The organism is Dechloromonas sp. ZY10 (genome assembly GCF_041378895.1).
Taxonomy (GTDB): Bacteria; Pseudomonadota; Gammaproteobacteria; order Burkholderiales; family Rhodocyclaceae; genus Azonexus; species Azonexus aquae.
In genome coordinates, this window is record NZ_CP144212.1 from 225,558 (window position 1) to 237,781 (window position 12,224).

Below are 12,224 nucleotides of genomic sequence, written 5' to 3' on the forward strand. Positions count from 1 at the left end.
CTGTTGCCATGGCGCTTAGCGCAGTGAACGCTGGTTGCCCGGCGTACCGGTCCATACCCGCATGATCCGGTATGGCGGCTGGCCGAGATCCGCGCCGCCGGTAAAGGCCGGGGTCAGGTGCAACTGGTTGACGGCGATATAGAGCCAGGAGTCAGGACCAAATTGCACGTTGTCCGGCCAGTGCAGGCGGGGGTCGCGGATCAGCGGGCTGAGTTGGCCCTGCGGATCGAGCCGGTCGATTCCGTGGTCGTTGAGGTTGGTGAAAAAATGGTTGCCGGCATCGTCGGTAGCGGCACCGTCGGATACCGGTTTGCGACCAACGCTGCGGATTTCGGCGGCGATTTGTGCCGGTGTGCCCTCGCGCAGCAGTTGGCTGGGCACGCTGTACCAGTGGGTTCCGTTCATGGCGCCGAAATAGATCGTCTCCCCATCGCGTGACAGGGTGAGCGGATTGACTCCGACGCTGGCCGGCTGGCCGCCGAACCGGGTGGCTTGTCCATCCACCCGCATCGCCGCCCCAGGTTCGGCTTGCAGTGCGGCGTGTCCGTCGAAGCGGCGTGCCTTGCCGGTCGCAATCTCGACCGCGAGCAGCCCCGGCGGTGCGATGTCGGCCAGGTAAATCCAGCCTTTTTCGGCGTCGACCGCGAGATCCTGGACGAAAGCTCCTGGCGGGGCGACTGCGGCAGGCAGTTCAATCTTGTGCAGCAGCTTGCCGCTGGCAATGTCAAAGCCCCAGATCCGAGTTTTGCCGAGATTGAGGCCCATGTCGGTAACCCACAGGCGGCCAGCTTGATCCTGGGCGATGCCAAGCGGGGTGTCGAGGCGCTCGTCACTCTGGCTGTGTGGTGGACTCTGCAGGCTGGCGTCGGGCCATGGGCGGTAGGCAGAGGGACCGCCTATTTCGATCAACTGCAGGCCGGCGGGCAGATCGAGTGGATGCACGGTGGCAAAAATGCGGCCGCTACGGGTCGCGGTGACATTGCCGGGGCGGATGGGAAGGGTGGCAACTTCTTCGAGGGTGCCGATGGCGGGTGATGCTGCCCAGGCTAGCTGCGCCGCGCCCAGCAGGACGGCGGCGAGCAGGCGGCAAGGCGTGCGCAGAGTGGGTTGTTGGTCTGTAATCATGGTCGTTTGATCGTGTTGCTTGGGGTAATGAGGAATGGGGAAAGGCGGTCTGCTGCTCAGAGCATGGTGAAGACCTTGTCCTCCGGCAGGCGGGACTTGGGCAGTCTGGCGTTGAAGTCCTCCTCGCTGCGGTAGCCGAGCGAGAGGATGACAACACTGGTCAGGCCTCGGGCGCGCAGGCCGAGTTCCTCGTCAAGGCGGCAGGCGTCGAAGCCCTCCATCGGGCAGGCGTCGATGCCAAGCCCCGAGGCACCAAGCAGGGCGCTGCCGAGAGCGAGGTAGACCTGCTTCTCCATCCAGTGCTGCAGGTCTTTGGCATCGTAGCGGTGCAGGTCCACATAAAAACTGCGGGCGCTGTTCTGGCCGGCTTGGGCCTCCGGTGTCGCAAAGCGCCCATCGCGCTCTTCCTGGGCCAGCAGGTCGGCGAGGTGGTTTGCGTCGAAGCTGGTGCGGGCGCAGAAGACAATCACATGCGAAGCGTTCCTGATCTTGGCTGCGTTATAGGCATAGCCCGTTTCGGTCGCTTGGGCGATGCGTGCCTTGCTTGCGTCGGTGCTGGCCACGACAAAATGCCAGGGCTGGGAGTTCACCGAGGAGGGCGAGTGGCGCAGCAGGGTGCAAAACTGCGCGAAAGTCCCGGCAGGTATCTTGCTCTCGGGAGCAAAGGCTTTGGTGGTATGGCGACTCTTGGCGTGCTCGACGATATTCATGGTCGGTTCTCCTGGATTAGTTTGGCAATCAATCGCTTAATCGGCGTCACTGCCTGTTTTTTGCTCTGAGTGCCGTAAGACGTGGAGCCTGGTGGGGGCTGGAGTGTTCGCTTTGCGGCATCAGCACGGGGGGGGCGAAGAGCAGCGGAGAGAGGGGCTGCTTTTCCGGTCGCGAGGTGACCAGCGCATGATGCGCCCTGGTCAGTTAATTAAAAACCGGTTGAATTGATATTTACTTTCAACAAATTATTGAAAATCCTAAGGCAGGCCCTTAGCATGTCGCGATGCGTATGTTGCGGGACATGGAAGTATTCGTTCTGGCTGCCGATACCGGTAGCCTGTCGGCGGCTGCCCGTCGTCTCGATATGAGTCCGGCGGCAGCCAGCCTGGCGGTCAAGCGCCTTGAGGATGAAGTCGCGGCTGCTTTGTTCTTGCGCACCACTCGCAGCCTGCGCCTGACCGCAGCTGGGCAGGTATTTCTTGAGCCTTGCCGGCAGGCTTTGCAACTCTTGGTCGATGGCCGCGATGCGGCGTTGTCGGATCCCGCAGCGATGTGCGGAGTGCTGCAGTTGTCGGTTCCTTCCGACCTTGGGCGCAACATCCTGCTCGACTGGCTCGACGAGTTTCAGTTGCTGCATCCGAAAATTCAGTTGCGTTTGCAGTTATCCGACCGTCCGACCGACATCTATCGGCAGCATGTCGATCTGGCCTTGCGCTACGGCGCCCTGCCCGATTCCAGCTTGGTTGCCCTGCCGGTCGCAGCCGGCAATCGGCGCATTCTCTGTGCGGCACCATCCTATCTGGCACGAGCCGGAACACCGGCGGAGCCGCAAGCGCTGGTCGAGCATAACTGCCTCTGTTTTACCCTGGCCGACAGCGTGCATGATCGCTGGCAGTTCTCCCGTGGCGGGAAACTGGTCTCCGTTCAGGTCAAGGGCGACCGGGTGGCCGACGACGGTGATGCGGTGCGGCGTTGGGCCTTGGCGGGGCATGGCATTGCCTGCAAGTCGGCGCTGGATGTGGCGGCCGATTTGCAATCCGGGCGTTTGCTGCGCTTGTGTCCGGAGTGGCAGGCTGAGGCCTCGCCCTTGCATCTGGTGTGTGCCGAGCGGCGGCAGATCAGCCCGCTGGTGCAGGCCTTGCGGCATTTCCTCGGAGAACGCTGCGCTTCCCGACTGGCCGGGCTGGCGCTGGATTAACGGCGACGGTGGACAAAAAAAGGCGACGGGGATTAGCCGTCGCCCAAACCGAACGCCAAGGGGGCCTTGGCGTACCGCAGAGGTTCTTGAAAGCTTTATTTCTTGCGCGGCGGCGGAACGTCCGTGCAGGAGCCGTGCGCGACTTCGGCGGCCATGCCAACCGTCTCGCCCAGCGTCGGGTGCGGGTGAATGGTCTTGCCGATGTCGACCGCATCGCAACCCATTTCGATGGCCAGGCAGACTTCGCCGATCATGTCGCCGGCCGACGGACCGACGATGGCGCCGCCGATCACGCGGTGCGTTTCGGCATCGAAGATCAGCTTGGTGAAGCCGTAGTCGGCACCGTTGGCGATGGCACGACCGGAGGCCGCCCACGGGAACTTGGCGGTTTCGATCTTGCGCCCTTCCTTCTTGGCCTGATCTTCGGTGTAGCCGACCCACGCCACTTCCGGATGGGTGTAGGCCACGCCCGGAATCACCTGCGCGTCGAAGGCGGCCTTGTGGCCGGCGGCGACTTCGGCGGCAACGTGGGCTTCATGCACGGCCTTGTGGGCGAGCATGGGCTGACCGACCAGATCGCCGATGGCGAAGATGTGCGGGACATTGGTGCGCATCTGGGTATCGACCGGAATGAAGCCGCGGTCGGTGACGATGACGCCGGCCTTCTCGGCGGCGATCTTCTTGCCGTTCGGCGCACGACCGGCGGCTTGCAGGATCATGTCGTACTTGACCGGCTCGGTCGGGGCGCCTTCACCTTCGAACTTGACGTACAGGCCGTCGTCCTTGGCGTCGACCGCCACGGTCTTGGTCTTCAGCATGATCTTGTCGAAGCGGTGCAGGTTCTGCTTTTCCCAAACCTTGACGGCGTCGCGGTCCGGGCCTTGCATCAGGGCATCGGCCATTTCAACGACATCGACCTTGGCGCCCAGCGTCGAATAGACGGTGGCCATTTCCAGACCGATGATGCCGCCGCCGATGACGAGCATTTTTTCCGGCACGAAGCGCAGTTCGAGGGCGCCCGTGGAGTCAACGATGCGCGGGTCGCGCGGGATGAAGGGCAGATGCACGGCGGCCGAACCGGCCGCGATGATGCACTGCTTGAACTTCACGATCTTCTTGGCGCCGGTCTTGTCCTGGCCGGCACCGTCGGTCACCTCGACCTCGATGTGGTTCGGGTCGATGAAAGCACCGTAGCCGCGCACGACCTCGACCTTGCGGCCCTTGGCCATACCGGCCAGACCGCCGGTCAGCTTGCCGACGACCTTTTCCTTGTGAGCGCGCAGCTTGTCGATATCGACTTGCGGTGCCGCGAAGGTGACACCCAGGTCATTGGCATGACTGGCTTCGTCGATGATTTCAGCGACATGCAGCAGGGCTTTGGACGGGATGCAGCCGACGTTCAGGCAGACGCCGCCGAGCGTGGCGTAACGCTCGACGATGACCGTCTTCAAGCCGAGGTCGGCCGAACGGAAGGCCGCCGAGTAGCCGCCGGGGCCGGCGCCGAGCACGAGCATGTCGCACTCGATGTCGGCACCGCCGGCATGGCTGGCGGCCGTCGGCGCTGCCACGGGGGCCGCCGCCGGGGCCGCTGCGGCTTGCGCGGCAGGTGCTGCAGCGGCGGCGCTGGCGCCGGCCTCGACCTTGATCAGCAGGGCGCCTTCGCTGACGCGCGAACCCAGCTGGACCAAAACTTCCTTGACCACGCCGTTGACCGTGGAAGGTACGTCCATGGTGGCTTTGTCGGACTCCAGCGTGGCAATCGCATCGTCAACCTTGATCGTGTCGCCAACCTTGACGAACAGGTCGATCACCGGCACGTCGGAAAAATCGCCGATATCCGGGACTTTGACTTCTACGAGACTCATCTTGATCTCCTTCCCGGATTACAGCGCGACGCGACGGAAGTCGGCCAGCAACTGCGCGACATAGACGTTGAAGCGGGTCGCCAGCGCGCCGTCGATCACGCGGTGGTCGGCGGTCAGCGACAGCGGCAGGGTCAGGCGCGGCACAAACTGCTTGCCGTCCCAGACCGGCTTCATGGCCGACTTGTTAACGCCGAGGATTGCCACTTCCGGAGCGTTCACAATCGGCGCGAAGTAGGTGCCGCCGATGCCGCCGAGCGAAGAAATCGTGAAACAGGCGCCGGACATGTCAGCCGGTTTGAGCTTGCCGTCACGCGCCTGCTTGGCCAGGTCGCCGGATTCCTGGGCGATCTCGAAGACTGACTTCTTGTCGGCATTCTTGATCACCGGTACGACCAAGCCGTTCGGGGTGTCGGCCGCGAAACCGATGTTGAAGTACTTCTTCAGCACCAGGTTGTCGCCGTCGAGCGAAGCGTTGAACTCCGGGAACTTCTGCAATGCCTTGACGCAGGCCTTGACCAGGAAAGCGAGCATGGTCAGCTTGGCGCCACCACCCTTTTCATTTTCCTTGTTCAGCTGCACGCGGAAGGCTTCCAGATCGGTGATGTCGGCGTCTTCGTGATAGGTCACGGCCGGGATCATCACCCAGTTGCGGGAGAGGTTCTGGCCGGAAATCTTCTTGATCCGCGACAGCGGCTTGACCTCGATTTCGCCGAACTTGGCGAAATCGACCTTCGGCCAGGGGAGCAGATCGAGCACGCCGCCGCCGGTGATACCGCCCGAAGCCGTGGCGACCGGGCCGGAAATGGTACCGGACATCACGCCCTTGACGTACTTGGTCAGGTCTTCCTTGACGATGCGGCCCTTGGGACCGGTCGCCGGCACTTTGGACAGATCGACACCCAGTTCGCGGGCATAGGCACGGACCGACGGCGACGCGTGGACCTTGGCGCCGATCGGCAGGGCCGGAGCGAGGGCGGCAGGGGCGGCCGGAGCAGCTGCCACGGTCGACGCAGCGACCGGGGCAGAAACCGGAGCGGCTGCGGGGGCTGGCGCGGCTACTGCGGCAGGTGCGCCGGTACCGGTTTCGACCTTGATCAGCAGCGCGCCTTCGCTGACCTTGGAACCCAGCTGAACGAGCACTTCCTTGACCGTGCCGGCCACGGTGCTCGGCACATCCATGGTGGCCTTGTCGGATTCGAGGGTGGCGATGGCGTCATCCACCTTGATCGTGTCGCCGACCTTGACGAACAGGTCGATCACCGGCACGTCGGTAAAGTCGCCGATATCCGGCACCTTGACTTCAACCAGTGCGCCAGCTGCTGCGGGGGCGGCCGGAGCCGGTGCAGCAGCCGGAGCGGGGGCCGGGGCGGCGGCGGGTGCAGCGGCAGGCGCGGCCACGGCACCGGCGGCGCCGGTGTCGACCTTGATCAGCAGTGCACCTTCGCTGACTTTGGAGCCGAGTTGCACCAGCACTTCGGTGACCGTGCCGGCGACCGTGCTTGGCACATCCATGGTGGCCTTGTCGGATTCGAGGGTGGCGATGGCGTCGTCAACCTTGATGCTGTCGCCGACTTTCACGAACAGGTCGATGACTGGCACGCTGTCGAAATCGCCAATGTCCGGGACTTTGACTTCGATGATTTGGCTCATGTTGGTCTCCTTCCCTTAAACCGACATCGGATTCGGCTTGGCCGGATCCAGGTTGTACTTGACCAGTGCGGCGGCAACCTTTTCGCGCTCGATCTTGCCTTCGTCAGCCAGCGCCTTCAGGGCAGCCAGGGTGACCCAGTGGCGATCGACCTCGAAGTGGTGACGCAGCTTCTCGCGGGTGTCGGAACGACCGAAGCCATCGGTGCCCAGCGTGACGTAGCTGCCCTTGACGAAGGGACGGATCTGCTCGGCGAACAGCTTGATGTAGTCGGTCGCGGCAACCACCGGGCCTTCGCTGCCGGCGAGCTTTTGCTCGACGTGCGACAGCTTCGGTGCTTCGAGCGGGTGCAGCATGTTCCAGCGGGCGGTGTCCTGGCCGTCGCGGGCCAGTTCGTTGAAGGACGGGCAACCCCAGATGTCGGCTTCGACGCCCCAGTCGGCCTTGAGCAGGTCGGCGGCGGCAATGACTTCGCGGAAGATGGTGCCCGAGCCGAGCAACTGCACGCGCAGGTCGCCGGCGCCGCCCTTCTTGAACGAGTACATCCCCTTGATGATGTCGGCTTCGGCACCGGCCGGCATTTCCGGGTGCTCGTAGTTTTCGTTCATCACCGTCAGGTAATAGAACACGTCTTCCTGCTCGACATGCATGCGGCGCAGGCCGTCCTGGGTGATGACAGCGACTTCGTACTGGAAGGTCGGATCGTAGGAGACGCAGTTCGGGATCAGGTTGGAGAGGATCAGGCTGTGACCGTCTTCGTGCTGCAGACCTTCGCCGTTCAGCGTGGTGCGACCGGCGGTGCCGCCAATCAGGAAACCACGGGCGCGTTGGTCACCAGCCGCCCAGCACAAGTCGAGCACGCGCTGCATACCGAACATCGAGTAGCAGATATAGAAGGGGATGGTCTGCACGCCATGCACCGAGTACGAGGTGGCGGCGGCGATCCAGTCGCTCATCGCGCCGGATTCATTGATGCCTTCCTGCAGCACCTGGCCGTCCTTGGACTCCTTGTAGAACATCAGCTGGTCATGATCTTCCGGCACGTAGTTCTGGCCTTGCTGGTTCCAGATCCCGACGGCGCGGAACATGCCTTCCATGCCGAAGGTGCGGGATTCGTCCGGCACGATAGGCACGACGTTGCGACCGACCTGCTTGTCCTTCAGCAGCATGTTCATGATGCGGACGATGGCCATGGTCGTGGACAGTTCGCGGCCTTCGCCGGAGGCCTTGAGCAGGGCATCGAATTTGTCGAGGCTCGGAATGGCCAGCGGCTCGGCCTTCTGGCGACGCTTCGGCAGGAAGCCGCCCAGTGCCAGGCGACGATCGCGCATGTACTGGTATTCCGGACTGTCCTCGGCAAACTTGAGGTAAGGCAGTTCTTCGAGTTGGTCATCCGGCACCGGCAGGCCGAAGCGGTCGCGGAAGCGGCCGATTTGCTCCTTGTCCATCTTCTTCTGCTGGTGGGAAATGTTCATCGCTTCGCCGGCCTGGCCCATGCCGAAGCCCTTGATGGTCTTGGCCAGGATCAGGGTCGGTGCGCCCTTGTGGGTGACAGCAGCGTTGTAGGCAGCGAAGATCTTGAAGATGTCGTGGCCGCCACGATTCAGCTGCCACACTTCGTCGTCGGTCCAGTCGGCGACCAGCGCCTTCAGTTCCGGCGTATTGAAGAAATGTTCGCGGACGTAGGCGCCGTTCTTGGCCTTGAAGGTCTGGTACTCGCCGTCGCACAGTTCCATCATCCGCTTTTTCAGGATGCCGCTCTTGTCGCGGGCAAACAGTGCATCCCAGTGGGTGCCCCAGATCAGCTTGATCACGTTCCAGCCGGCACCGCGGAATTCCGATTCGAGTTCCTGGATGATCTTGCCGTTGCCGCGCACCGGGCCGTCGAGGCGCTGCAGGTTGCAGTTGATCACGAAGATCAGGTTGTCGAGCTTTTCACGCCCGGCCATGCCGATGGCGCCGAGCGATTCGACCTCGTCGGTCTCGCCGTCGCCGAGGAAGGCCCAGACCTTGCGCTGTTCGGCCTTGGCGGCATCGATCAGGCCGCGCGACGCCAGGTACTTCATGAAGCGGGCCTGATAGATCGCCTGGATCGGGCCGAGGCCCATTGATACCGTCGGGAATTGCCAGAAGTCTGGCATCAGCCACGGATGCGGGTAGGAGGAGATGCCTTTGCCGTCGGTTTCCTGGCGGAAGTTGTCCATCTGCTCTTCGGTCAGGCGGCCCAGCATGAAGGCGCGGGAGTAAACGCCCGGCACGGAGTGGCCCTGGAAGAAGATCAGGTCGCCACCGGTTTCATGGTCGATGCTCTTCCAGAAATGCGAAAAGCCGACGTCGTAGAGGGCAGCGGCGGAGGCGAAGGAGGCAATGTGGCCGCCGACGTTGGTGTGCTTGTTGGCGCGGACGACCATGGCCATGGCGTTCCAGCGGATGTAGGAGTGAATCTTGATCTCCATGTCCGGGTTGCCCGGGTACTTGGGCTGCTGGTCGGCGGGAATGGTGTTGATGTATTCGGTATTGGCCGAATAGGGGATGTCGATGCCGTCTTCGCGGGCCTGGCTGATCAGTTTTTCGATCAGGTAGTGAGCGCGTTCGGCGCCTTCCTGGGTGATCACGCCTTCCAGCGCTTCAATCCATTCACGGGTTTCCTGCGGGTCGACATCCTGCGGATCGGGCAGTGCGTTCGGCTGGTCGGCCATGGTTCGTCTCCTACGATGGTTGCTCTTATGTCGTGCCGGGTGGGCGCGACAACTCTAACGCTTTCGGGAGTCGCCGGGGTATCCGGAAACTCCCTGTATCCAAGAATGATTTTTCGCATTGTAAAAACTGAATTCGTATTGCGCAATATGCCGTGACAAATTATTTGCAGCCCGGTTGGGGGGAAAACCATTCTTCAGGCGTGGGCGTACAATCGCGGTTCGAAAGGAATCTTCGAAATGCATCTTCGTGCCGCTTTGTTCCTGTTCTGGATTTGTGCTCTGGTTCACGCCGACGAGGCGATTCTGAGTTTCGGGATACTCAATCAGCAAAGTCCGCAACTGACTGCCGAGCGCTGGAATCCCATCTTCCGCTACTTGAGCGAGCAGACCGGTTTGCGTTTTCAGTTGCGGATGGGGGCGAATGTGCAGGCAACCAATGCCATGATGCAGGCAGGAGAGTTTGATTTGCTGTTCAGCAATCATAATTTCCGCCCGGAGTACGACGGTACCTATCGAGTGATTGCGCGCTGGGGCAATGCGCCGATTTTTGGCGTGATTGCCGTGCGTGACGACAGTCCGTTGCGGCAGCTGTCCGAACTTGAAGGGCGACGGGTTGCCTATCCTTCGGTCCATGCCTTGGTCGCCTACGCGGTGCCCAAGCAGGCGCTGCGCAAGGCCGGTATCCACGAGGTGGAAGTGATGGCGGCGAATCAGGAGGGAGGGCTGGCGCAGCTTGATAGCAGACAGGTCGACGCGGTTGCGGTCAATTCGCGTTACCTGTCGCAGTATGCTGCACGTAAGGGCTTGCGTTATCGCGAGTTGTACACCTCGGGGCCGTATCCCGATCTGGCGGTATCGGTGCATCCCCGAGTACCGCGCGACAAGGTTGTGGCGATCCAGCAGGCCTTGCTCAAAATGCGCCAGGACCCAACGGCGGCCGCGCTGCTTGAGGCCAATCAGTTTCCGGGTTTCTTTCCGGCAGGTGAGGCGGATTACCTGTCTGTGCGCAAAGCTTACAAGCTGGTTCGGGATTAAGGTCGATGCTGCCCCGCCTGGCTCTCTCGACACGCCTGCTGTGGCTGGCTGGCTGGGGCTTGTTGCTGGTCGGGATGATCGGTCTCGGAATCCTGTTGGCGCAGCAGGTGGAGAACGAAAAGAGGCTGGCTGACGAATTGTCCGAATCGATCGCTGCCGCGCTCGCTCCTTCTCTGCTCCAGGCCCTGGTGGTGGGCGATCTGGAAACCGCGCAGCAGGCAATTCGTCGCTCGGTAGTGAGTCGCTCGCTCGATTCGATTGAAATCCTGCAACCGGAAAATGGCCGGATCTTGATCGAAGCCAGGGAGATGGCCGCATTTTCCACTCCGTCCTGGGTGGTGCAAAGCCTGCAGTTGAAGATCGGGGGGCATGACTATCCCTTGGTTGCGGGGGGGCGGGTCTATGGCATCTTGCGGGTTCAGCCTTCGGCGGGCGCGATCGTTCACGATACCTGGCTGGCGATGCGCAATGCTGCGCTGGTCTGGGGCCTGTCCGGGCTGCTGTTTCTCTCGTTGTTTGCCCTGGTTTTGCGGCGCAGTCTGCAGCCGCTGGCACGTCTTGAGGCGGGGGTCGAGGCGTTTGGGCGCGGTGCGCTGTCGGAGCGGGTGAGTGTTTCCGGGGCGCCGGAAATCGCCGATACGGCAGTCGCCTTCAACCTGATGGCCGACCGGATCGAGAATCTGCTGGCTGAACTGGCCGCAGCACGAGTTGCCGCTGAAAGCGCGAACGCGATCAAGGGCGAATTTCTGGCCAATATGAGCCATGAAATCCGGACGCCGATGAATGCCATCATCGGCATGACCGAGCTGGTGCTGGCGACCCACCTCAATTACGAGCAGCGGGACAGTCTGCAGGCGGTGCATGGTTCGGCCTTGCACTTGCTCAAGGTGATCAACGAAATTCTCGATTTTTCCAAAATCGAAGCTGGCCGGATGGAGTTGCAAAGTGAGCGTTTCGAGTTGCAACCGATGCTGGAAGACAGTTGCCGGATGCTTGAAGCGCGCGCAGCTGACAAGGGTATCGCCTTGCGGTTGCTGGTGCCGCCGGATTTGCCGTCGCACTTGTTGGCGGATGAGCAGCGTTTGCGCCAGGTTCTGCTTAATTTGCTGGGCAATGCCGTCAAGTTCACTACTCGGGGCAGCGTTGACCTGGCGATACGGGTGCTTGGCGCCACCGCGACCCAGGTCGAACTTGAATTTTCGGTACGCGATAGCGGGATCGGTATTCCGCCGGAAAAACTGGCGCATATCTTTGATGCCTTTACCCAGGCCGACAGTAGTATTTCCCGGCGCTTTGGCGGGACCGGGTTGGGGCTGGCGATCAGTCGCCGGCTGGTTGAGTTGATGGGGGGGCGGATTCGCGTTGAAAGCGCCGTCAATCAGGGCTCACTGTTCATTTTCACTGTCCGTGCCGGTAAGGTCGAGGCTCCGCCGCAGACGACAGCGGCACCGGTCTGTGCCTTGCTGCCGGCCGGGTTGCGGATTTTGCTGGCGGAAGACAATCCGGTTAACCAGAAACTGGCACTACGGATACTGGAAAAGCGTGCTTGTCAGGTCGTGCTGGCGGTCAATGGCCTTGAGGCGGTGCAGAAATGGCGCGACCAAGGTTGCGATCTGATCCTGATGGACATGATGATGCCGGAAATGGATGGCCTGGAAGCGACTCGCCAGATTCGCGCCGAGGAGACGGCCGAGGCCAGGGGGCGAACTCCGATTGTGGCGATGACCGCCAATGCCATGGAGGGCGACCGTGAGCGCTGCCTGGAGTCCGGAATGGACGGCTACGTCAGCAAGCCGGTGCGGGTCGAGCAGCTGTTTGCCGAAATCCAGCGTTGTCTGCCGGCAGCAAAGTGATACATTTTTCCTGGATTGTTGCTGGCGATTGAGTTACATCAATCGTCGGTTGTGATAACCCTCCTAGAATCCAAGGTTTTGCACTGTATT

8 protein-coding genes are annotated in these 12,224 nt (G+C 62.1%); 3 read left to right on the forward strand and 5 right to left on the reverse strand.

What is annotated here, in order from left to right:
- Nucleotides 1–15: 15 nt before the first annotated feature.
- Both VX159_RS01125 and nfsB read right to left on the reverse strand, forming a co-directional pair.
- On the reverse strand, nt 16–1,125 hold the full coding sequence (locus VX159_RS01125) for an L-dopachrome tautomerase-related protein (protein ID WP_371324159.1): 1,110 nt from the start codon (nt 1,123–1,125) through the stop codon (nt 16–18).
- A gap of 56 nt (nt 1,126–1,181) precedes the next feature.
- A complete protein-coding gene (nfsB, locus tag VX159_RS01130) occupies nt 1,182–1,835 on the reverse strand; it encodes an oxygen-insensitive NAD(P)H nitroreductase (protein WP_371324160.1) in 654 nt (217 codons plus the stop codon).
- Nucleotides 1,836–2,119: 284 nt separating this feature from the next.
- Here nfsB and VX159_RS01135 point away from each other — a divergent pair, with 284 nt between their 5' ends.
- Complete coding sequence (locus tag VX159_RS01135) at nt 2,120–3,034, forward strand: LysR family transcriptional regulator (RefSeq protein WP_371324161.1); 915 nt, start codon at nt 2,120–2,122, stop codon at nt 3,032–3,034.
- 95 nt (nt 3,035–3,129) lie between these two features.
- Here VX159_RS01135 and lpdA read toward each other — a convergent pair whose 3' ends face one another.
- The 3 genes from lpdA to aceE are packed head-to-tail and all read right to left on the reverse strand — an operon-like array spanning nt 3,130 to nt 9,246.
- Nucleotides 3,130–4,899 (reverse strand): dihydrolipoyl dehydrogenase, encoded by a 1,770-nt coding sequence (gene lpdA / locus VX159_RS01140; RefSeq protein ID WP_371324162.1) that lies wholly within the window; start codon nt 4,897–4,899, stop codon nt 3,130–3,132.
- A gap of 18 nt (nt 4,900–4,917) precedes the next feature.
- Nucleotides 4,918–6,549 carry a dihydrolipoyllysine-residue acetyltransferase gene (gene aceF, locus VX159_RS01145; protein WP_371324163.1) on the reverse strand — a complete coding sequence of 544 codons (1,632 nt, stop codon included), beginning with the start codon at nt 6,547–6,549 and terminating at the stop codon, nt 4,918–4,920.
- Nucleotides 6,550–6,564: 15 nt separating this feature from the next.
- The gene (gene aceE, locus VX159_RS01150) at nt 6,565–9,246 is read right to left on the reverse strand and encodes a pyruvate dehydrogenase (acetyl-transferring), homodimeric type (protein ID WP_371324164.1); all 2,682 of its coding nucleotides are present in this window, start codon (nt 9,244–9,246) and stop codon (nt 6,565–6,567) included.
- A 237-nt stretch (nt 9,247–9,483) separates the two neighbouring features.
- Here aceE and VX159_RS01155 point away from each other — a divergent pair, with 237 nt between their 5' ends.
- Entirely contained in the window at nt 9,484–10,281 is a 798-nt protein-coding gene (locus VX159_RS01155) for a phosphate/phosphite/phosphonate ABC transporter substrate-binding protein (RefSeq protein WP_371324165.1), read from the forward strand.
- A gap of 5 nt (nt 10,282–10,286) precedes the next feature.
- On the forward strand, nt 10,287–12,134 hold the full coding sequence (locus VX159_RS01160) for an ATP-binding protein (protein ID WP_371324166.1): 1,848 nt from the start codon (nt 10,287–10,289) through the stop codon (nt 12,132–12,134).
- The last annotated feature ends 90 nt before the right edge of the window (nt 12,135–12,224 follow it).